The organism is Pseudomonas sp. SWI36 (assembly GCF_002948105.1).
Taxonomy (GTDB): domain Bacteria; phylum Pseudomonadota; class Gammaproteobacteria; order Pseudomonadales; family Pseudomonadaceae; genus Aquipseudomonas; species Aquipseudomonas alloputida.
Genome location: NZ_CP026675.1, coordinates 4135313 through 4156402, shown reverse-complemented (window position 1 = coordinate 4156402; position 21090 = coordinate 4135313). Strand labels below are relative to the sequence as shown.

At 63.5% G+C, this 21090-nt stretch carries 16 protein-coding genes and 4 tRNA genes; 4 read left to right on the top strand and 16 right to left on the bottom strand.

Annotated elements, in window-relative coordinates:
* Positions 1 to 44 precede the first annotated feature (44 nt).
* From C4Q27_RS19925 to C4Q27_RS19910, 4 genes are all read left to right on the top strand, one after another.
* The gene (locus C4Q27_RS19925) at positions 45 to 791 is read left to right on the top strand and encodes a molecular chaperone (RefSeq protein ID WP_104887245.1); all 747 of its coding nucleotides are present in this window, start codon (positions 45 to 47) and stop codon (positions 789 to 791) included.
* An 83-nt stretch (positions 792 to 874) separates the two neighbouring features.
* A complete protein-coding gene (locus C4Q27_RS19920; protein WP_104887244.1) occupies positions 875 to 3430 on the top strand; it encodes a fimbria/pilus outer membrane usher protein in 2556 nt (851 codons plus the stop codon).
* A gap of 172 nt (positions 3431 to 3602) precedes the next feature.
* The gene (locus C4Q27_RS19915; RefSeq protein WP_104887243.1) at positions 3603 to 4721 is read left to right on the top strand and encodes a nitrilase-related carbon-nitrogen hydrolase; all 1119 of its coding nucleotides are present in this window, start codon (positions 3603 to 3605) and stop codon (positions 4719 to 4721) included.
* 4 nt (positions 4722 to 4725) lie between these two features.
* Positions 4726 to 5766 (top strand): AraC family transcriptional regulator, encoded by a 1041-nt coding sequence (locus C4Q27_RS19910; protein ID WP_104887242.1) that lies wholly within the window; start codon positions 4726 to 4728, stop codon positions 5764 to 5766.
* Positions 5767 to 6056: 290 nt separating this feature from the next.
* Here the strand turns inward: C4Q27_RS19910 and C4Q27_RS19905 are convergent, their stop codons facing one another.
* The 16 genes from C4Q27_RS19905 to C4Q27_RS19825 all read right to left on the bottom strand — a co-directional run bounded on the left by C4Q27_RS19905 (position 6057) and on the right by C4Q27_RS19825 (position 20805).
* A complete protein-coding gene (locus tag C4Q27_RS19905) occupies positions 6057 to 6875 on the bottom strand; it encodes a DUF2242 domain-containing protein (RefSeq protein ID WP_104887241.1) in 819 nt (272 codons plus the stop codon).
* Between the two features lie 200 nt (positions 6876 to 7075).
* Positions 7076 to 7152, bottom strand: a tRNA-Asp gene (locus tag C4Q27_RS19900).
* A gap of 141 nt (positions 7153 to 7293) precedes the next feature.
* A tRNA-Asp gene (locus C4Q27_RS19895) sits at positions 7294 to 7370 on the bottom strand.
* Positions 7371 to 7469: 99 nt separating this feature from the next.
* Positions 7470 to 7546: transfer RNA gene (locus tag C4Q27_RS19890), tRNA-Asp, on the bottom strand.
* A 65-nt stretch (positions 7547 to 7611) separates the two neighbouring features.
* Positions 7612 to 7687, bottom strand: a tRNA-Val gene (locus C4Q27_RS19885).
* 219 nt (positions 7688 to 7906) lie between these two features.
* Positions 7907 to 8680, bottom strand: coding sequence for an SDR family oxidoreductase (locus C4Q27_RS19875; protein ID WP_010953013.1), 774 nt, complete (start codon positions 8678 to 8680; stop codon positions 7907 to 7909).
* Positions 8677 to 9888 carry an O-succinylhomoserine sulfhydrylase gene (locus C4Q27_RS19870; RefSeq protein WP_010953012.1) on the bottom strand — a complete coding sequence of 404 codons (1212 nt, stop codon included), beginning with the start codon at positions 9886 to 9888 and terminating at the stop codon, positions 8677 to 8679. Before C4Q27_RS19870 ends, C4Q27_RS19875 begins: the two co-directional genes overlap by 4 nt.
* A gap of 16 nt (positions 9889 to 9904) precedes the next feature.
* On the bottom strand, positions 9905 to 11410 hold the full coding sequence (purF, locus tag C4Q27_RS19865) for an amidophosphoribosyltransferase (RefSeq protein ID WP_003247207.1): 1506 nt from the start codon (positions 11408 to 11410) through the stop codon (positions 9905 to 9907).
* A gap of 42 nt (positions 11411 to 11452) precedes the next feature.
* Positions 11453 to 12010 carry a CvpA family protein gene (locus C4Q27_RS19860; RefSeq protein WP_010953011.1) on the bottom strand — a complete coding sequence of 186 codons (558 nt, stop codon included), beginning with the start codon at positions 12008 to 12010 and terminating at the stop codon, positions 11453 to 11455.
* A 196-nt stretch (positions 12011 to 12206) separates the two neighbouring features.
* Entirely contained in the window at positions 12207 to 12851 is a 645-nt protein-coding gene (locus C4Q27_RS19855; RefSeq protein WP_104887240.1) for an SPOR domain-containing protein, read from the bottom strand.
* Entirely contained in the window at positions 12835 to 14142 is a 1308-nt protein-coding gene (gene folC, locus C4Q27_RS19850) for a bifunctional tetrahydrofolate synthase/dihydrofolate synthase (protein ID WP_104887239.1), read from the bottom strand. Before folC ends, C4Q27_RS19855 begins: the two co-directional genes overlap by 17 nt.
* Entirely contained in the window at positions 14142 to 15035 is an 894-nt protein-coding gene (gene accD / locus C4Q27_RS19845; RefSeq protein WP_004574892.1) for an acetyl-CoA carboxylase, carboxyltransferase subunit beta, read from the bottom strand. Before accD ends, folC begins: the two co-directional genes overlap by 1 nt.
* A 222-nt stretch (positions 15036 to 15257) precedes the next feature.
* A complete protein-coding gene (locus C4Q27_RS19840) occupies positions 15258 to 15878 on the bottom strand; it encodes a phosphoribosylanthranilate isomerase (protein WP_010953008.1) in 621 nt (206 codons plus the stop codon).
* A gap of 61 nt (positions 15879 to 15939) precedes the next feature.
* A complete protein-coding gene (gene truA, locus C4Q27_RS19835) occupies positions 15940 to 16800 on the bottom strand; it encodes a tRNA pseudouridine(38-40) synthase TruA (protein WP_014754042.1) in 861 nt (286 codons plus the stop codon).
* 193 nt (positions 16801 to 16993) lie between these two features.
* On the bottom strand, positions 16994 to 19729 hold the full coding sequence (locus C4Q27_RS19830; protein ID WP_104887238.1) for a FimV/HubP family polar landmark protein: 2736 nt from the start codon (positions 19727 to 19729) through the stop codon (positions 16994 to 16996).
* Positions 19730 to 19800: 71 nt separating this feature from the next.
* Positions 19801 to 20805, bottom strand: a complete 1005-nt coding sequence (locus C4Q27_RS19825; protein WP_010953006.1) for an aspartate-semialdehyde dehydrogenase — start codon at positions 20803 to 20805, stop codon at positions 19801 to 19803.
* Between the last annotated feature and the right edge of the window lie 285 nt (positions 20806 to 21090).

The window sequence follows — 21090 nt, the reverse complement described above, 5'->3', positions numbered from 1 at the left end:
CTGAACAGCCTCGCCACTTCTTCGCCCCCGCAAGGTACCCAACCATGTTGCGTCGTTCTCTGTATCCCGTTCTCGGGTTGCTGGGCATGCTCGTCGCCGCCCAGGCAACTGCCAGCATCTCCCTGAGCGCTACGCGCGTCGTGTTCGACGGTGCGCACAAAGAAGCCAATGTCATCGTGCGCAATGGCAACCAGGAAGTCCTGGTGCAGTCCTGGGTGGATGCCGGCGACAGCGCGCAGGCGCCGTTCGCCATTACTCCACCGTTGGCCAGGGTATTGCCCAAGCAGGAACAACTGCTGCGCATTCTCTATGAAGGCCAAGGCCTGCCGACCGATCGCGAGTCGGTGGTCTGGCTCAATGTCCAGGAAATTCCGCAAGCCAGTACCAAGGCCAATACCTTGCAGTTGGCGGTGCGCCAACGTATCAAGATTTTCTTCCGCCCGGCCAACTTGCCCGGCAACGCCCTGCTGGCGCCCGAACAACTGGTCTGGCAATTGACCCGGCGCGCCGGGAAGCCACAACTGACCGTGAACAACCCCAGCCTGTATCACGTGTCGATGGCCGATATCGAACTTAAGAGCGGGAAACAAACCGTGCTCAGCGCCGATTCGACCATGATCGCCCCTGGCGAACAAAAAACATTCACCTCGGTATTTTCCCAGGTAGACGGACCGTTGACGCTGACGTTCAAGAGCATCAACGACTATGGCGCCCAACATGGATATTTCTTGCGTTTGAACACTGCCCAGCCGGGTAGCGCCAAGCCTGCCGAACCCGCCATCACCTTGTGAAATCGTAGCCCCCACCTTGTGCCCTGGTCGCGTGCGGCCTCCCCGTGCCCCGCCCGTGCCGCGATATGAAATAGGTTTCTGGTATGTCTCTGTCCATCGCCCCCCACCCTGTCGAGGGAGCCGATGCAGGCGCGCACGCGTTCAGTGGCGGCACGCTTCGTCCGGCCTGGAAGCTCAACGCCCTGTCATTGGTCATCTGCACCGCACTGCCCAGCCTTGCATCGGCGCAGGACGCCGCCCACCTGCAGGGCTTCAACACCACCTTTCTGCAGGGCGCGCAATCGGCGGTCGACCTGCAACTGCTGCTGTCGGCCAACAGCGTGCTGCCGGGCAACTACCGGGTAGACCTGTACAGCAACGAAGTGCTGGTAGGCCGGCGTGACATCGAATTCAACCGCCACCCACAGACTGGGCGGGTGGAACCCTGCCTGACCCTGGAACTGCTCGAGCAACTGGGTATCGACATGGACAAGCTCAAGGCACAGGGGCGCTTGGATACCGCCCTGGCCTGCCACGACCTGGCCGCACTGATCGACCAGGCCAGCCTGAGCTACGACTCGGGTCACCTGCGCCTGTCCGCCAGCATCCCGCAGGTCGCCATGAAACGCGGCCTGCGCGGCTACGTCGACCCGCAACTGTGGGACGCAGGGGTGTCTGCTGCGTTCGTGAACTATCAGTTCAACACCAGCCGCAGCGCCGGCGATGCCGAGACCCGCATCGCCAACAACCTGAGCCTGCGCAACGGCATCAACCTGGGCAGCTGGCGCTTGCGCAACGAGTCGAACTTCAGCAGCGGCACCGGGCAGCCGGACACTTTCAAAAGCAACCGCAGCTATATGCAGCACGACGTGACCGCGCTCAAAGGCCAGTTCAGCGCCGGTGACATTTTCAGCGACACCGACCTGTTCGACAGCGTGCGCTACCGGGGCCTGAAGCTGGCTTCGGACGAAGGCATGCGCGCCGACAGCGAGCGCGGCTACGCACCTGTGGTGCGTGGCGTGGCGCAGACCAGCGCCAGGGTCGAGATTCGCCAGAACAACTACGTGCTCTACACCGCCAACGTGCCGCCCGGCCCGTTCGAGATCAGCGACATCTACCCCAGCGGCTCCAATGGCGACCTGGAAGTCACCATCATCGAGGCCGACGGCCGTCGGCGGGTCACCGTGCAGGCCTTCTCCAGCCTGCCGCTCATGGTCCGTGGCGGTCAGGTCAAGTACAGCCTGTCCGCTGGACGCTACAACAGCAACACGGAGGGCCTGGCCACACCGCAGATGCTCAGTACGACGCTGGCTTACGGTCTGACCAACAACGTGACCGGCGTCGTTGGCCTGCAAGCCACGCAAGACTATAAGGCAATGGCCGTGGGCAGCGGCCTGAACACACTGCTGGGCGCCTTCTCGCTCGATGTCACCCACTCCTCGAGCAAGGCCCAGGGCCAGACCACCCAGGGCAACAGCTTGCGGGCGCTATACGCCAAGACGTTCACCGGTACCGACACCAACTTTACCCTCGCGGCCTACCGCTATTCCACCGAGGGCTTCCGTACCCTCACCCAGCATGTCGAGGACCTGAGCGCCAACGCGATCAAGCGCAGTGGCAACTCCAAGACCCGCACCGACCTGACCATCAACCAGAGCCTGGGCCGCAACCGCGCGTTCGGCAGCCTGTACCTGACGGCCACCGACCAGCGCTACTGGAACCGCGGCGGTTCGCAGAGCCTGACCGCCGGATACAGCAACAACTGGGGCGAGATCTCCTACAACCTGGACGTCAGCCGCACCAAGGAGCTGGGGAACTCAGGCCCTTCGGGGCAAGATACCCAGCTCAACCTGTCGGTATCGTTCCCACTCGGCAGCCGCGCCCGCGCACCGAGGGCGTTCGTCACCACCAGCACACAGAAGGGCAACGACACCACCCAGGCCGGCATCAACGGCTACCTGTCGGAGACCAGCGACACCTTCTACTCGATCCAGGGCGGCCACAGCCGCACCAGCGGCAGCTCGGCATCGGCCAACCTGAACACCCGCACTTCGGTCGCCGACATCAGCCTGGGCTATAGCCAAGGGCGCGGCTACGACTCGCAGAACCTGAACATTGCCGGCGCCGTGGTTGCCCACCAGGGCGGCATCAACCTCGGCCAGTCGCTCAGTGAGACCTTCGCCCTGGCCGAAGTGCCGGGTGTGAAGGGCGCAAAGATCAGCAGCTATAGCGGTGTAGAGACCGGGCGCAATGGCTATGCGGTGATCCCAAGCGCCCAGCCCTATCGCGTCAACTGGATCAGCCTGGACACCAGTGACCTGGGGGGCGACATCGAAATCGACAATGCCACCCAGCAGTTGGTGCCTCGCCGCGGTGCCGTGGTGCTTGCCCGCTATACCGGCAAGAGCGGGCGTCGGGTGCAGTTCGAGCTGTTCGACGAGCGCGGTCAACTGATACCGTTCGGGGCCTCGGTCGAGGACGCTGCGGGCCAGCAACTGGCAATTTCCGACCCGAGCGGCAAGGCATTGTTACTCCTGGAACAGGACCAGGGCAGCCTGACCATCAAGTGGGGTGAGCGCCAGTGTTCGGCACCTTACAACCTTCCGGAACGGGACAAGGCAGTTAACTATGAACGTCAGCGCCTGGCTTGCCGGCCGTGACACCCGCTCTTGTCTGCAGAGAATGCTCATAAGCGCGCGGTAGCTTTGGTATGATCAAACACGACTCTGCAAGAAGGCAGCGCAACAAGGATTCCGATGCTGATGAATAAGGCCGCACCATGTCCTTGATTTCCTGCATGGCCACTCCATTTTTAGCGAATACCCACGCTTGATGCGAAAACTCCTGGCAAGCGCCCTGGCGCTGGTGATGATCGCCGCCCTCTGCGGCTATGGCTTCTGGACCCAACAGCGCCCGGAAGGCCACTACCTGTCCGACCTGCGCATCGAACTGGCGCTTAACCATGGCGTGCCGGGCGAGCAAGGCAACCTGCTCGGTGTCGAACCACTGCTGTACCCGGGCGACTATCAGAACCTGCAACGCCTGCACCGCAAGCTCGCAGCCTATCTGGAGCAAGCCCGCGCCCAAGGCCTGGTGAACCCACGCACGGTGGTGGTGCTGCCGGAACACATCGGTACCTGGCTGTGGGCGCGCGGAGAGAAGAACGAGCTGTATCAAGTCACCCAGAGCCACGAAGCCCAACAATGGCTGGAACTGAGCAACCCGCTGCGTTATGGCCTCGCGGTTCTTGGCGCTGACGGCGACGACTGGCGCGCCGATGCGCACTTGCGCATGAAGGCCGAGCAGATGGCCGCAGACTACCAGCAGCTGTTCGGCGGCCTGGCCAAGGAATTTGGCGTGACCTTGGTGGCCGGTTCGATCGTGCTGCCCGAACCTTATGTGAAACAAGGCGTACTGCATACCGGCCGTGGCCCGCTGTTCAACAGCAGTGTGGTGTTTGCCGGAGACGGCTCGCTACTGGGGCAGCCCCAGCGCCAGCAATATCCCGACAGTGAAATGCGCCGCTACGTCCACCACGGCCGCCAGCACCCGCTGCAGGTCGTGCAGACCCCGGCCGGGCGCCTCGGGATACTGGTGGGCAGTGACAGCTGGTACCCGGAAAACCACCAGCAACTGACTGAACAAGCCGTACAACTGGTCGCCAACCCGGCGTTTCTCAGTGGCAAGGGCAGCTGGCAAGCACCCTGGCGGGGAAATCGCCATCAGGATGCCAGCGCCGGGCTAGCCTTGCAGCGCGGCGAAGTCAGTGAACAGACGGCTTGGCAACGCCTGACCGAAGTGGCCGGAACCGACATCAGCAGCATGAGCGTATTCATGCGCGGGCAGTTCTGGGAACAGGGCAGCGATGGCCAGGGCTTTGCCCGCCAGTCGGGCGCGTTGCTCGCCGGCCCCCCCAGCCCAGGCGCCCGCCTGTTGAATGTGTGGTTGTAAGCCCATGGCCCGCCCCCGCGTGCGCCTGGGCGAACTGTCGGTTGGTTTTGTCCAGCCTTTGAGCGAAGCCCTGCGCGAGCTGGGCCACGACCCTGAACCATTGCTGCGCCGCTACGGCCTGGACGCGACCCGCCTGGGCGAAGCCGGCGCACGCCTGTCCATACCCCGCTACATGCACCTGGGCCACGCAGCCATCGAAATGAGCGGTGAGGCCGCTTTAGGTCTGCATATGGGGCGCCTCAGCCGGCTGGCGCATACGGGCCTGGCCGGGGTCACTGCGGCCCAGGCCCCCACCCTGGGTGAAGCCGCGCGTACGCTGCTGCGTTTCGAGCCGCTTTACGCGGCCAACTACCGCGGCCATTCCAGCTTTGAGGAAGATGCCCAGGGCGCCTGGCTGCGCTTCTACTCCATCAGCCCCTACAACGACTACAACCGCTTTGTGGTCGACTCACTGCTGGCCGGCTGGCTGGCCCAGTTGGCCGACCTTGCCGGCACCCCGGTGCAGGCCGAACGCCTGGAGATCGAGTTTGCCGCGCCCTCCTATGCCGCGCGCTATCAACCGCTTTGCAGCACGCCTGTGCAGTTCGCCGCCGACGGCAATCAGCTGCGTCTGAGCCGCGCTACCTTGCAACTGGCCAACCCCGGGCATTGCCCGAGTACCTGGCAGCACCTGTTGCAGTTGTGCGAAGCAGAGCTGCTGCAGCGCACGCGGGTGCGCAGCCTGGGTGAGCGCATCACCCACCTGCTGGGCCCGCTGCTCAATGGCGGCCGTGAACCGGACCTGGAAGAAGTGGCGCTGCACTTGCAGCTACCAAGCTGGACCTTGCGCCGCAAGCTCGCCGAGGAAGGCACGCGCTTTCGCGACCTGCTCAACGAAACCCGGCGCGACCTGGCCGAGACCTACATCCGTGACACGGCGCTGGCCTTTGGCGAGATTGCCTATCTGTTGGGGTTTGCTTCAGCCGAGGCCTTCCAGCGCGCATTCAAGCGCTGGACGGGCCTCACGCCGGGGGAGTTCCGCCGCAGCCAGCGGCAGCCGGGCTAGAGTTCGGTGGCGTCGTCGGCCGGTTCCGGGGTGTCCAGTTCGTAAGCCTGGGTTTCGAGTAGTTCTTCCTGGTATTCATCCATTGCCCTGCGTCCTCTTTGCTCATTTTGCCTTTGTAGGTATCGCCTTCAGCCTAAGCAGGTGGGATGAAGGGATGATGACAAGCTTATGAGTGGTAAACGTAGCAGGTGTTCAGAAAGTTATCGCGGGGCGTCTGTAACAGGGGATGTTTACAGCCTGAACCGGCCCTTTCGCGGGCTGCCGGCGAAAGAGCCGGTTCAGGCGACACATCAAAGGGAGGGGGCGGCGGCCTCGGCTGGCTGGGCATCCTGCTGCACCTGAATGGGTGCAGCTTCCGCCGGCGGGGCGACCGGCTGCGAACCCTGGCTGTCATCCACCACCGGTGCCGCTGCCGCCTCGCTGGCCGGGGCTACCCCCGCAGGTGCAGGCGTCGCTTCAACCAAAGGTGCAACTGCCGGGGCCGGCGCCACCGGGTTCGCCGCCGCCTGCTCCGGAAGCCCCAGGTCCACCGCCGGCTTTTCCACCTTGGGCGCCTCGACCTTGGCCTTTTCGACCTTCTTCGGCTTGGGCAGGTAGCTCTCCACCAAGGCGAAATAACGGTCATAGAACTGCGCCGCGGTCACCGTCTCACTGGCCACCTTGACCATCGAGTCGTCACTGGAGCCGATCGGCATCGACACCGAACCCAGCACCCCCACGCCCAGGCTGGCGGAGGTGTTGGACTTTTTCAGCGCATAGCGGTCCTGGAGGGCGTTGGCGAACATGGTCGAGTGCTGATCGTCGCTCACGTCCGGCGCACAGGTGACATTGAAGCTGATCTGCAGGTGGTTCTCGCTGTTTTGCTGAAAGCTCTTGTTACCCACCACCTGGTTGGCGCCGCTGCTGGTGATGATGTAACCCTGGCTGAGCAAAGCACGCCGGGCGGCCTCGCAAGAGCCAGCATCGCTCACCGGAAAGCTGCGCGAGAAGGTACCCGAGTCATCGAAGTTCTCGTGCTCGTAGACGGCCGCTTTTTTCGAGGAACAACCGGTCACGCCCGCCAGCACCAGGGCCAGCCCGAGCGCACCAAAGACGGAAGATCTGGTCATTGCGGATTCCGGGTATGTCGGGAAAGTGCCTATTGTGCAACACAGCAGGCAGGCACAGGAACCGCTGGTCGGTGAAGAATCTGTCAGGTTGGTGTAAATCTGGGTAAAGGCAGGCACTTACCAGGCGCACTAACGAAAAAAGCGACCCGAAGGTCGCTTTAACGTTGCTTCAAGGCGTTCATGGGGCCTTGAAGCGAAGATGGCGCAGCGGACGGGACTCGAACCCGCGACCCCCGGCGTGACAGGCCGGTATTCTAACCGACTGAACTACCGCTGCGTATCATTCAGGCTTGCGCCCGATTGAAACCTGGGTCTACCCTTCCGGCGCGATGGCCTCAGGGCAGGCACAAAAAAAGCGATAACGCGATCGCTTCTCTTGTGTTTGCTTCAAGGTGTTCTAGGGACCTTGAAGCGAAGATGGCGCAGCGGACGGGACTCGAACCCGCGACCCCCGGCGTGACAGGCCGGTATTCTAACCGACTGAACTACCGCTGCGTATCGTTCAGGCTTGCGCCCGATTGAAACTGGGATCAGCCCAAGGCGTGTGCCTTGTGGCTTCAGACCGGTGCCAGGCACCCATCTGTTACTGAAAAATGGCGCAGCGGACGGGACTCGAACCCGCGACCCCCGGCGTGACAGGCCGGTATTCTAACCGACTGAACTACCGCTGCGCAGTGCGTTCCTCTCTGGCTATCGGCTTCTTGCGAACCCGAAGCTCCAGGAACATCTCAGGAAGTGGTGGGTGATGACGGGATCGAACCGCCGACCCTCTGCTTGTAAGGCAGATGCTCTCCCGGCTGAGCTAATCACCCTCGCGATGTTGCTTGTTGCGTTTGCTTCGCTGAGGCCGCGAAATTTACGCAGGTGGCGAAGCTAAGTCAATAGCCCCATTGAATTTTTTTCAAAAAGGCAACGTGATGTGATTGCCTGTGCCGGCCTCTTCGCGGGTAAACCCGCTCCTACAGTCGGACATTAACCGTTGTAGGAGCGGGTTTACCCGCGAAGAGGCCGGCGCAGTTTAAACAAGGTGCTCAGGTATAAATCATCTTGCGGGTCATGCCGCCATCGACCACAAACTCCTGGCCGGTGACAAATGCCGCCTGGCGTGACAGCAACCAGGCAACCATGGCCGCGACATCTTCCACGGTCCCTACCCTGCCCGTTGGGTGCTGGGCATGGTCAGCTTCGCTCAACGGCTCGGCACGGCGCTGCGACGGATCACGGGCATCGATCCAGCCCGGGCTCACCGCATTGACGCGAATCTCCGGGCCCAGGCTCATGGCCAGGGCATGGGTCAAAGCCACCAGGCCGCCCTTGCTTGCCGCGTAAGCCTCGGTGTCGGGTTCGGACTGCCGAGCACGGGTAGAGGTCAGGTTGACGATCGCCCCATTGTGCGCACGCAGGTACGGCGCACAATGCTTGGCCAGCAGCATGGGGCCGCTGAGGTTGACCCCCAGCACCCGGTTCCATTGTGCCAGGCTCAGGCTTTCCAGCGTCTGGTTGTGCGGGTTGGCAATGGCCGCATTGCACACCAGCGCGTCCAGCCGGCCGAACTGCCCGAGCACTTCGGACACTCCGGCACTGACCTGGGCCTCGTCGGCAACGTCCATGGTGATGAACCAGGCGTTGTCGCCCAACGCCTTGGCCACTTTGGTACCACGCTGGCGGTCCAGATCACTCAGCACCACTTGCCAGCCTTCGCAGATCAGCCATGCGGCAATGCCCAGACCGATGCCGCGGGCGGCGCCCGTGACCAAGGCTACCCGGCCATTGTGGCCCGGGGTGCTGCCGCTGATTTCGATCACAATGCTGCCAGCCCACGCGCCAGGTCAGCCTGCAGGTCGGCCACGTCTTCCAGGCCCACGGCAACGCGGATCAGGCTGTCGCGGATACCCGCCGCTTCACGCTCCTGCGGCGACAGACGACCGTGTGAGGTGGTCGCCGGATGCGCGATGGTGGTTTTGCTGTCACCCAGGTTGGTAGTGATGGAAATCACACGGGTAGCGTCGATGAAACGCCACGCGCCCTCTTTGCCACCCTTGACCTCAAAGCTGACCACTGCACCAAAACCGCTCATCTGGCGCTTGGCCAGTTCGTGCTGCGGGTGGCTGGGCAGGCCGGCGTAATGCACCTTCTCCACGCCGTCCTGCTGCTCCAGCCATTCGGCCAGGGCCTGAGCGCTTTCGCAGTGCGCTCGCATACGCAGGCGCAGCGTTTCCAGGCCCTTGGTGAAGATCCAGGCGTTGAACGGGCTGAGGGTTGGACCTGCGGTACGCAGGAAACCGACCACTTCCTTCATTTGCTCGGTACGGCCGGCAACCACACCGCCCATGCAGCGGCCCTGGCCGTCGATGAACTTGGTGGCCGAGTGGAACACAATGTCGGCACCCAGCTTCAGCGGCTGCTGCAACGCCGGGGTACTGAAACAGTTGTCCACCACCAGCATGGCACCCTGAGCATGGGCGATTTCGCTGAGCGCGGTGATATCGACCAACTCGGCCAGCGGGTTGGAGGGCGATTCGACGATCAGCAGCTTGGTGTTGGCCTTGATGGCCTTTTCCCAACCGGTGAGGTCGACCAGTGGCACGTAGTCCACTTCTACACCAAAGCGCTTGAAGTACTTCTCGAACAGGCTGATGGTTGAGCCGAATACGCTCTGCGACACCAGCACATGGTCACCGGCGCTGCACAGCGACATGACCACGGCCAGGATCGCCGCCATGCCGGTGGACGTACCCACGGCCTGTTCGGCACCTTCCATGGCCGCCAGGCGCTCCTCGAAGGCACGCACCGACGGGTTGGTGTAGCGCGAGTAGACGTTGCCCGGCGTTTCGCCGGCAAAGCGCGCAGCAGCATCGGCTGCCGTGCGGAACACATAGCTGGAGGTCAGGAACAGCGCTTCGCTGTGCTCGCCTTCCGGGGTACGGTTTTGGCCAGCGCGTACCGCCAGGGTGTCGAAACCGACACCCTCGAGGTCACTGTCCAGTCGCCCGGCATCCCATTGATCCGTCATGCCGTCGCTCCCAAAATCAGTTGTTGTAAAGGTCGATGATCGCGCTGACGGCCTGGTTCTTGACCTTGGCCAAGTCGTTACGGGCCTGCTCGATGCGGTCGAGGTAGGCTTCGTCGATATCGCCAGTGACGTACTCGCCGTTGAACACCGCGCAATCGAACTGCTCGATCTTGATCTTGCCGCCGCCGACCGAGTCGATCAGGTCTGGCAGGTCCTGATAGACCAGCCAATCGGCGCCAATCAACTCACCCACCTGCTCGGTGGTGCGGTTGTGGGCGATCAGTTCGTGAACACTCGGCATGTCGATGCCGTAGACGTTGGGGTAGCGTACTGCAGGGGCCGCGGAGCAGAAGTAGACATTCTTCGCGCCGGCTTCGCGGGCCATCTGGATGATCTGCTTGCAGGTAGTGCCGCGCACGATCGAGTCGTCCACCAGCATCACATTCTTGCCGCGGAACTCCAGCTCGATGGCGTTGAGCTTCTGACGCACCGACTTCTTGCGCGCGGCCTGGCCGGGCATGATGAAGGTACGGCCGATGTAACGGTTCTTGACGAAACCTTCGCGGAACTTGACGCCCAACCGGTTGGCCAGTTCCAGCGCGGCAGTACGACTGGTATCCGGGATCGGGATGACCACGTCGATATCATGATCGGGGCGCTCGCGCATGATCTTGTCGGCCAGCTTTTCACCCATGCGCAGACGCGCCTTGTACACCGAGACCCCATCGATGATCGAGTCCGGGCGCGCCAGGTAGACGTGCTCGAAGATGCACGGCTGCAACTTTGGCGATTCGGCGCACTGCTTGGTGAACAACTGGCCTTCTTCGGTGATGTACACCGCTTCGCCCGGCGCCAGGTCGCGGATCAGGGTGAAGCCGAGCACGTCCAGGGCGACGCTTTCCGAGGCGATCATGTATTCCACACCTTCGTCGGTGTGACGCTGACCGAACACCACCGGGCGAATGCCATGGGGGTCGCGGAAACCGACGATGCCGTAGCCGGTGATCATCGCCACCACAGCGTAACCGCCAACGCAGCGGCTGTGCACATGGGAGACCGCAGCGAACACGTCTTCTTCGGTCGGCTGCAGCTTGCCGCGCACTGCCAGCTCATGGGCGAACACGTTCAGCAGCACTTCCGAGTCGGAGTTGGTGTTGACGTGGCGCAGGTCGGACTCGTAGATCTCCTTGGCCAACTGCTCGACGTTGGTCAGGTTGCCGTTGTGAGCCAGGGTGATGCCGTAAGGCGAGTTGACGTAGAACGGCTGGGCCTCGGCCGAGGTCGAGCTGCCCGCAGTCGGGTAGCGCACGTGGCCGATGCCGATGTTGCCAACCAGGCGCTGCATGTGGCGCTGCTGGAACACGTCGCGCACCAGGCCATTATCCTTGCGCAGGAACAACCGGCCGTCATGGCTGGTCACGATACCGGCAGCGTCCTGGCCGCGGTGCTGGAGGACCGTAAGCGCGTCATACAGCGCCTGATTGACGTTCGACTTACCGACGATACCGACGATGCCACACATGCGACGCAACCCCTACTTTGATGAAACTTGAGTGAATAGCGCTCAGGGCTTGGACGGCCCGAGCAACTGTTCCTTGAACGGAAGATCAGCCGGAGTGCTGATCAGCCCACTGGGCGTCCATTGGTCGGTGAAACCCAGAATCAGGTTTTTCGACCAGTCGGCGACCAAGAGAAATTGTGGTATCAGGCGTGATTCCTGCCACCAAGTGTCTTGTTGAACCGGCCCCAGGCTGATCAGGCCTATGGCCACCACTACCAGCAAGGCCCCGCGCGCAGCGCCAAAGGCCATGCCCAGGAAACGATCGGTGCCGGACAGCCCGGTCACGCGGATCAGCTCACCGACAAGGAAGTTGACCATGGCCCCCACCAGCAAGGTGGCGACGAAAAGAATGGCGCAGCCAGCGATGATGCGCATCGATGGCGTCTGGATATAGCTCTCAAGATACACCGAGAGCGAACCGCCGAACATCCAGGCAACCGCACCGGCAATGATCCAGATGAGCAAGGACAAGGCCTCCTTGACGAAGCCGCGCTTGAGACTGATCAGTGTGGAGACGGCGATGATCGCGATGATCGCCCAATCAACCAAGGTAAATGCCACGGTGTTGCCTGCAGACGTTTGAGGCGGCGCATTTTACCAGAGCAGAGGGCCGGGAGTAAGCGGAATGTCAGCTGGATTGGTGTTGGGCCATTGGCAGGCAAACCCGCCCCGACAGCTTCTGGGTAAGCCTTGCAGCGGCACAGCACCTGCAGGCGCGGGCTCACCCGCGAATGGGCGGCCTAGCCGCCCCGGGGAATCAGCTGCGCTCAGGCTGGAAGCGCACCACAAAGCCCTTGAGGCTGTTCTGACGGTTGATGGCGTCACGCACGCGCTCGGCCTCGGCGCGCTCGATCAACGGCCCCACGTACACGCGGTTCATGCCACCCGCCGTACGGATATAGGCGTTGTAACCCTGGCTACGCAGGGTTTGCTGCAGCTTTTCGGCTCCAGCGCGGTTGGACAGACTGGCCAGCTGGATCGACCAACTGACGGGCAGGCCATTGGCGTCGATCTTCGATGGCGCGGCAGGCGCGGGTGTTGCAGCGGCTTTGGCCTCCACCTTGGGCGCGGGCGCCTGGGGCTTGGGTGGCTGAACCTGCACCTGGGTCTGTGGCGACGGGGTGATTGGCTGGCTGGGTGTACTCGCCGGCGCAGTGGCCTCGTCGATCACCACCGGCGCCTGCTGCGCCTCCTGCGCAATAACCTGTGGCTCCGGCACGGCAACCGGCTCCACCTTCACTTCCGGCAGGCTGGGCATGGCCGGTGCCTGCGGGGCTTCAACGTGCACCTGGCGCATCTCGTCCTGGCGGGTAAACAGCATCGGCAGGAAGATAACCGCCAGCGCCACCAGCACCAGCGCACCCACCATGCGCTGTTTCATCCCTTTATCCAGCACAGCCATCTATTCCACCCTCCAGGGCGTGCCGCTCCAGCCATTCCAGCGCCTGGGCGACACAGAAAAACGAACCGAACAGCAGGATCTGATCATCCGCCGTCGCCTGCGCACATTGCCCTTCAAGGGCGGCGTCGACGCTGGCATAAGACTTCACCGTGGCACCGAGGTTCGCCAAGGACGAGGCCAGCTCTGCGGCCGGGCGACTGCGCGGGGTATCCAGCGGCGCCACCGCCCAGTCGTCGATGAGGCCCTGCAGCGGCGCGATAACGCCCTCCAGATCCTTGTCGGCGAGCAGGCCAAATACCGCGAGGCGGCGCCCCTTCAGCGGCCGGGCCGCCAGGCGCCTGGCCAGGTACTGCGCCGCATGCGGGTTGTGCCCGACATCCAGCAGCAACGCTACCGGTTTGCCGTGCCAGTTCAAGTTACGGAGGTCGAGACGCCCAGTGATACGGGTATCCAGCAGCGCCTGGCGAACTTGCGCCGCGTCCCACTGCAGCCCCATCAGCAGGTAAGCCTGCAAGGCCAGCGTGGCGTTTTCCATGGGCAGGTCAAGCAAAGGCAGGTCATGCAGCTCGACCTGCGCACCATCGGCGGCAGTACCACGCCAGTTCCAGCAGCCATCGGCGCTGGCCAGGTCGAATTCCCGACCGCGCAGGAACAGTGGCGCGGCCAGTTCGGCGGCCTTGTCCAGCAACGGCCCGGGCGGATCCAGATCACCGCACAGGGCCGGCTTGCCCGGGCGGAAGATGCCCGCCTTCTCGAAGGCCACCAGCTCGCGGGTATCACCCAGGTAATCAACATGGTCGACACCGATGCTGGTCACCAGGGCGAAGTCGGCATCCACTACGTTGACGGTATCCAGGCGGCCACCCAGGCCCACCTCCAGCACCACCGCATCCAGCTGCGACTGGTAGAACAACCAGAACGCGGCCAACGTCCCCATCTCGAAGTAGGTCAGGGAAATATCGCCCCGCGCCGCCTCGACGGCGGCGAAGGCTTCGCACAGGCGCTCATCGCTGGCCTCTTGGCCATCGATCACCACCCGCTCGTTGTAACGTAGCAGGTGCGGCGAACTGTACACACCGACCTTGAGCCCCTGGGCACGCAGCAACGACGCCACGAAGGCGCAGGTCGAACCCTTGCCGTTGGTGCCGGTTACCGTCACCACGCGCGGCGCCAGCTTGCCCAGCGCCAAGCGGGCAAGCACCTTCTGCGACCGCTCCAGGCCCATGTCGATGGCCGAGGGGTGCAACTGCTCGAGGTAGGCGAGCCATTCGCCCAGGGATCGTTGTTTCATCACGCGACGGCAGCCGCCTCACGCGCTTCTTCCGGCGTTTGCTGACCGGTCATCTGCGCCAGCAGGCGGGCCAGACGCGGGCGCAATTCGCCCCGGGAGATGATCAGGTCGATGGCACCGTGCTCCAGCAGGAACTCGCTGCGCTGGAAGCCTTCAGGCAGCTTCTCGCGTACGGTCTGCTCGATCACGCGTGGGCCGGCGAAACCGATCAGGGCCTTCGGCTCACCGACGATGACGTCGCCGAGCATCGCCAGGCTGGCGGAAACACCGCCATACACCGGGTCGGTCAGGACCGAGATGAACGGGATGCCTTCTTCGCGCAGGCGCGCCAGCACGGCAGAGGTCTTGGCCATCTGCATAAGCGAGATCAGCGCTTCCTGCATGCGCGCACCGCCCGAAGCGGAGAAGCAAACCATTGGGCAGCGGTTTTCCAGGGCATAGTTGGCCGCGCGCACGAAGCGCTCGCCGACGATGGCACCCATGGAGCCGCCCATGAACGAGAACTCGAAGGCACTAACCACGATCGGCATGCCCATCAGGGTGCCGCTCATGGAGATCAGCGCGTCCTTTTCGCCGGTCTGCTTCTGCGCAGCGGTCAGGCGGTCCTTGTACTTCTTGCCATCACGGAACTTCAGGCGGTCGACCGGCTCCAGGTCAGCGCCCAGTTCGGCCCGGCCTTCGGCGTCAAGGAAGATGTCGATGCGCGCACGTGCGCCGATGCGCATGTGGTGGTTGCACTTGGGGCAGACATCCAGGGTCTTTTCCAGCTCCGGACGATACAGCACGGCCTCGCAGGACGGGCACTTGTGCCACAGGCCCTCAGGCACCGAGCTCTTTTTCACCTCGGAACGCATGATCGAAGGGATCAGTTTGTCGACTAACCAGTTGCTCATGCTTTCTTTCTCCAGTATTGGCAGGCGGGGGACGGCGTCACCGGCCCTGCCCTGCCCTTGAGCTCAAAATCTTTTATGAAACGATGGTGAACCGGCCGCCGGGGCTTCCAGCGCGCCACTCCACCGCTAATGTGTTTTTTTGCCGCCACAGGTGCTGGCATGCGGCCCGCAGGGCTGCGAAAGCTATGGACGATGGCGCGCAGCCAGCCGTCACATCTGCCATCAAGCCTGTTTCACCGCACGCATGAAGGCCTCGATCTTCGCCGCATCCTTGATGCCCTTGGCCTGTTCGACGCCACCGCTGACATCCACCGCATAAGGCTTTACCTGGGCAATGGCCTGGCCAACGTTATCGGCCGACAGCCCGCCCGCAAGGATGATCGGCTTGCCAAGACGCGCCGGTACCAATGACCAGTCGAACGCCTCGCCGGTTCCCCCTGGCACGCCCGGCACATAGGTGTCCAGCAAAATGCCGCGGGCACCCGCGTAAAGCCGACAGGCCGCCTCCAGGTCATCGCCAGGGCGCACACGCAGGGCCTTGATCCAGGGGCGGTGGTAGCCTTCACAGTCCTGCGGGGTTTCATCGCCGTGAAACTGTAGCAGGTCCAGCGGGACCACTTCGAGGATCTCGTTCAGCTCGCAGCGCGAGGCATTGACGAACAACCCGACCGTGGTCACGAAGGGTGGCAACTCGGCAATGATCGCCCGCGCCTGGCGCACGTCCACCGCCCGCGGGCTCTTGGCATAGAAGACGAAGCCGATGGCATCGGCCCCCGCTTCGGCAGCGGCCAGTGCGTCTTCGATGCGGGTAATCCCGCAGATCTTGCTGCGAACATTGCTCATGGAACAAGAACCCTGATTGCTGCGGCGAAAGAGCGGATGTTAGCAAATGGCTTTTCGCTCGTCAGTCTGCCAACGCCTCGTAACCACTCAAAAAGTGTGGGCCGATGTAACGCTTGGGCAACGCAAACGCTTCGGGGTACTCCACCTGCACCAGGTAAAGCCCGTATGGGTGGGCCGTTACCCCACCTTCACGGCGGTTGCGCCCTTCCAGCACCTCGCGTGCCCAGGCAACCGGACGCTCGCCGGCGCCGATGGCCATCAGCACACCGGCAATGTTACGCACCATGTGGTGCAGGAAGGCGGTGGCACGCACGTCCAGCACGATCATCTGGCCATGGCGGGTAACACGCAGGTGGTAGATGTGCTTGATCGGTGACTTGGCCTGACACTGGCTGGCACGGAAGGCGCTGAAGTCGTGGGTACCGAGCAGGTACTGCGCCGCCTCGGCCATGCGATCGACGTCCAGCGGACGGTGGTTCCAGGTCACTTCTTCGGCCAGGTGCGCCGGGCGAATCGGGTCGTTGTAGATGACATAGCGGTAACGCCGGGCGCAGGCCTTGAAGCGGGCATGAAAATCGGCCGGCATGGGCCGCGACCAGACCACACTGATGTCGTGCGGCAGGTTGAAGTTGGTACCCATGGTCCAGGCGCGCTCGTCACGCACGGCACGGGTATCGAAGTGCACGACCTGCCCGCAGCCGTGAACGCCGGCGTCGGTACGCCCGGCGCAGACCACCGAAATCGGCTCGTTGGCGACCTTGGACAGCGCTTGCTCCAGGGCTTGCTGGACACTCGGCACGCCGCTGGCCTGACGTTGCCAGCCGCGGTAGCGCGCGCCTTTGTATTCCACGCCCAGGGCGATGCGGGAGTAGCCTTCGGCCGCGGATTCGGCGGTAGCGGTGTCGATGATGTCCAAGAGCATGAAACCTGTGGGGTGTACGGAATGGCGGGGATTATAACGACAACGGCAGCCTCGTAGGGCTGCCGATGGATGCGCACTGTATTTGCGGGACTCTTCGCGGGCACGCCCGCCCCCACAGGTCACTCACAAGGTCGAACATTTGTGGAGATCCTGTGGGCGCGGCCAGCACGGCAAGAGGCCTGCCCTGCTTGCATCAGACCAGCCGGGAGAGCATGTCCTCGGCTTCCTGACGCTGGCTGTCGTCACCATCCTTGACCACTTCATCCAGGATGTCGCGCGCGCCCTGGCTGTCACCCATGTCGATATAGGCACGGGCCAGGTCGAGCTTGGTGGCAACTTCGTCACTGCCGGAGAAGAAGTCGAAGTCCAGGTCGTCCAAAGGCTCGGGCTCTGGTTGCGCCACCGCGTCTTCGCTGGTGAAGTGCGGCTCCAGCGATGGCGTTTCGAGGCTCTGCGACAGCTTGTCCAGCTCGGCGTTGACGTCATTGAGCTCCGAGGCAAAGCTCTTGGCTGCCGGCGAATCATCCTCCAGCGACAGGGACAGGTCGAAGTCCGACGGCAAGTCGAACTCGGAGACCGGATCAAACTCCGGTTCGCTGTCGAAGGCAGCCAGTTCGGCGGTGACATCCAGCGGATCTTGCTCCAGCGCCTCAGGGGCAGCCGGGGCAACCGGCTCGCTGACGTCGAGATCGAAATCAGACAGGTCCACGGCAGGCTGAGGCTCGGCCTGAGCCAGCATGGCCTCGAAATCAGCGTCGGCGTCGGCTTGCAGCTCGGCATCCACGGCAAAGGGTTGCTCGTCTGGCTGAGCTTCTTCCTGTACGGGCTCATCCAGCACAGGCTCAGCGATTACCAGTTCGTCGGGTACGCCCCCCTGTGCCATCGGCTCGTCCAGTACGGACGCGGCCAGAGGGTCTTGATCGGCCAGGTCTTCACCCAGGCTCAGGTCGAAGGCGCTGTCCAGATCCTGCTCGGCCAGGTCCGTTGCATCGAGCGTTGGCACATCATCGAAGGCGGCCAGCTCAGCGTCAGGCGCTGCCTGCGCGACAACCTCTGGCTCAGCCTGCTCTTGCGGCTCGAACCCGGACAACTCGTCAGGCACCACATCGGCAACCACTGGCGCTTCGGGCTCATCGTGCAGCAGCTCTTGCACGTACTGCTCATCCATTTCGGCAGCCAGCGCCGCCGCACCCAGGCCGGCAGCGGCCAGGCCGAGCATGGCGGGGTAACGCTCTTTCAGGCCGGCGACTTCAGCAACGTTCTGCTCGCTGGCCGGCAACTGACGCTCCTGTTCGGCGAACGCGCTCTGGTCACCCTGACGGGCGTACACGTCCATCAGTTTCAGGCGCAGGTCGTCACGCTCCGGCGCGGCGGCCACGGCGGGCTCCAGCAGCTCGGTGGCACGATTAAGGCGGCCTTCGGCCAGGCATTGGTCGACTTGCGCCAGCAGCGCGGCGTGCGGGTCTGCTTGTGGTTCAGGCTCGGGTGCTGCCTCGGCGACCGGCTCTGCCACTTTTTCCGCAGCGACGGCAGCTGCAGCCGAAGCGGCAACCACAGCCGGCGACAGGGTTACGCCAGGCTCCCGGGCTTCGACGCCGTCGAAGCTCTCGGTATCGCTGTCGAAACCTGCGCCCTGCTCTTCTTCCAGCGCCCGCGCCATGCGCAGGTGCTTCTCGGCTTCTTGCTGGGCCTTGCGTTTGCGCGCCAGCAGCCACAGCAGCAGTGCCAGCACCAGGATGCTGGAACCGGCAATCACCCCCAGAAGCCAGGGGTTGCCCAGGACCGAGTCGAGCGCACCCTTCGGCTGGCTGGCGGGTGCTGGCTGGGTGTCCGGCACAGGCTGGGGTGCGGTATCGGCAGCAGCAGGTGCCGGATTGACCACGGGCTGCTCCGGGGTATCGGCAGCCGCAGCCGACGCGGCTGCGCCCTGGCCTTCCAGGCGTGCCAACTGGTTGTTCTTCAGCTCGATCAGGCGCTGCAGCTTGTCCAGCTGGCTCTGCAGGTCGGCCATGCGGCTTTTCAGTTCTTCGTTGTCGCGACGGCTGGTGTCCAGGCTTTCCTGGGCCATGGCCAGCTCGTCATTCAACGCCTTGGCCTGGCCTGCACCGGCCTGCTTGCCCGGGCTGACCAGGCGCAGGTTGTCGCCCTGGGCGATACGCGACGGTGCAGCCTCGGCGGCGCCACGGCGGGTGGCATCCAGCTGGCGGGCACGCGGCCCCAGGCGACGGCCTTCACGCCAGGCCGCATACTGCTCGGCCACCTCGCGGTTCGCCTCGCCCTGGGCGATGCTCTGGATCTGCTGCTGGTCGGGCAGGCGCAGTACCTGGCCAACCTTCAGCTGGTTGATGTTGTTGCCGATGAAGGCGTCCGGGTTCAAAGCCTGGATCGCGATCATGGTCTGCTGGATCGATCCACCCTGGGTGTTACGCGCGGCAATCTGCCACAAGGTGTCGCGACGCTGGGTGGTGTAGCTGCTGGCACCGGTGATGGCCGGTGTGACATTGCCTGCCGCCGGCTGGTCGCCCTGTGCCTTGGCCTGGTCGAGCAGCACGCTATAGTCACGCAGCAGGCGGCCCTGCGGCCACATCACCTGCACCAGGAACTTGACCACCGGACCTGGCAGCGGCTGACTGGAGGTCACGCGCAGCACACTTTTGCCGTTGGGGTTGATCACCGGTGTGAAGGTCAGGTCTTCGAGGTAGGTTGGAAACGCCACCCCGGCCTTGCTGAACTCTTCCGGTGGCGCCAGGCTCGGCGCCACTTCGGCGGCTTTGAGGTCGCGCACGTCGAGCAATTCGATCTCGGCGTCCAGCGGCTGATTCTGTGCCGACTTCAGGGTCAGCTCCCCCAGGCCCAGCGCATTCGCCATGCCAGACGACAGCGCGGATGCTGCAGCCATGGCCAGAACCAGTTTGCGAATTCGAAGCATGACCTCTTCCCTTGTATGAATCGTCCCGGAACCTGCATGCGGAGCAGGACAAAAGTGCTCGCCAGTATCTTTTACGGCATGTGTTTAATCAACAATTGCGCCACTTGCACGGCATTGAGCGCGGCGCCTTTGCGCACGTTGTCGGTGGTTAGCCAGAGGTTGAGTTGCTGGTCTTCATCAACACCGTGACGTACACGTCCAACATAGACCACGTCTTGGCCCACTGCGTCACCTACCGGGGTCGGATAATCATCGTTTTCCACCCGTTCGATGCTGTCGGCTGCCTCCAGGGCCTGGTTGACCGCTGCCAGGTCTACCGGGCGACGGCTTTGCACGGCCACACTGAAGCTATCGCCGAAAAACACCGGGACTTGAACACAGCTCACGGAAATCTTCAGTTCAGGCAGGCCCAGCAGCACGCGCAGTTCGCTGACCAGGCGGCGCTCCAGCGCGGTATGGCCCTGCTCGTCGGCAGCACCGACCTGGGCCAGCAGGTTGAATGCCACCTGGCGGTCGAAGAAACGCGGCTCCAGCGGGCGGGCATTGAGCAGTTCGGCGGTTTGCCGGGCGAGCTCGCTGACCGCTTCACGGCCTTGCGCAGACACCGCCAATGCGGCCATCACTTGCACCCGCTCGATGTCCAGCAGGCCTTTGAGCGGCGCCAGCGCGACGGCCAGGGCTACTGCGGCCGAGCATGGGCTGACGATACGCGCTGGCAACGACAGGCTGGCCAGGCGTTCGGCGTTGGCTTCCGGCACCAGGGCCAGGGCGTCGTCCAGGCCGCCGGACAGGTCGATGACCGTGCAGCCCGCCTGCAGCGCCTTGCCGGCAAAGCTGCGGCTGACGGCGGCGCCGGTGGCGAAGAAGGCCAGCTTGACCTGGGCGAAGTCGAAGCTGTCGACTTCGCGCACCTTCAGCTTCTTGCCAGCGAACATCACGCTGCTGCCCGCCGATTCCATGCTGGCCAGCAGGTGCAGGGTGGCAACCGGGAATGCCAGTTCCTCGAGGATCTGCACCAAGGCTTCACCGACGCTGCCGGTGGCGCCGACGACGGCGATATCCAAAGGGTGTGTCATGGAAGGGATCCTTTTGCTGTAGACGGCGGGGGCGGCACTTTACTCGGATTGTAGGGTTTTGTCTGTGCCCCCCCGGCGTTGACTATTGCTTCTTGGATGTGGGCACTCATACCGAGTAGGTATTCATTCGCGCAGGTGGCGCATCGCAAACGGACTGTACGCCCGATCAAAACCGGCGCTTGAGCTTTTGGGGCTTTGGGTTGTGCGCTTTCACATCAAGCAGACATTCATTCACGATGTTGGCGCCTATTCACCTTTCCGCCCTTCCGGCGGGTTACTTTGGTC

Bases quoted from the DNA above. Each gene is read 5' to 3' on its own strand.
- C4Q27_RS19925 (WP_104887245.1), top strand. From the start codon at position 45: ATGTTGCGTCGTTCTCTGTATCCCGTTCTCGGGTTGCTGGGCATGCTC.
- C4Q27_RS19920 (WP_104887244.1), top strand. From the start codon at position 875: ATGTCTCTGTCCATCGCCCCCCACCCTGTCGAGGGAGCCGATGCAGGC.
- C4Q27_RS19915 (WP_104887243.1), top strand. From the start codon at position 3,603: ATGCGAAAACTCCTGGCAAGCGCCCTGGCGCTGGTGATGATCGCCGCC.
- C4Q27_RS19910 (WP_104887242.1), top strand. From the start codon at position 4,726: ATGGCCCGCCCCCGCGTGCGCCTGGGCGAACTGTCGGTTGGTTTTGTC.
- C4Q27_RS19905 (WP_104887241.1), bottom strand. From the start codon at position 6,875: ATGACCAGATCTTCCGTCTTTGGTGCGCTCGGGCTGGCCCTGGTGCTG.
- C4Q27_RS19870 (WP_010953012.1), bottom strand. From the start codon at position 9,888: ATGACGGATCAATGGGATGCCGGGCGACTGGACAGTGACCTCGAGGGT.
- purF (WP_003247207.1), bottom strand. From the start codon at position 11,410: ATGTGTGGCATCGTCGGTATCGTCGGTAAGTCGAACGTCAATCAGGCG.
- C4Q27_RS19855 (WP_104887240.1), bottom strand. From the start codon at position 12,851: ATGGCTGTGCTGGATAAAGGGATGAAACAGCGCATGGTGGGTGCGCTG.
- folC (WP_104887239.1), bottom strand. From the start codon at position 14,142: ATGAAACAACGATCCCTGGGCGAATGGCTCGCCTACCTCGAGCAGTTG.
- accD (WP_004574892.1), bottom strand. From the start codon at position 15,035: ATGAGCAACTGGTTAGTCGACAAACTGATCCCTTCGATCATGCGTTCC.
- C4Q27_RS19840 (WP_010953008.1), bottom strand. From the start codon at position 15,878: ATGAGCAATGTTCGCAGCAAGATCTGCGGGATTACCCGCATCGAAGAC.
- truA (WP_014754042.1), bottom strand. From the start codon at position 16,800: ATGCTCTTGGACATCATCGACACCGCTACCGCCGAATCCGCGGCCGAA.
- C4Q27_RS19830 (WP_104887238.1), bottom strand. From the start codon at position 19,729: ATGCTTCGAATTCGCAAACTGGTTCTGGCCATGGCTGCAGCATCCGCG.
- C4Q27_RS19825 (WP_010953006.1), bottom strand. From the start codon at position 20,805: ATGACACACCCTTTGGATATCGCCGTCGTCGGCGCCACCGGCAGCGTC.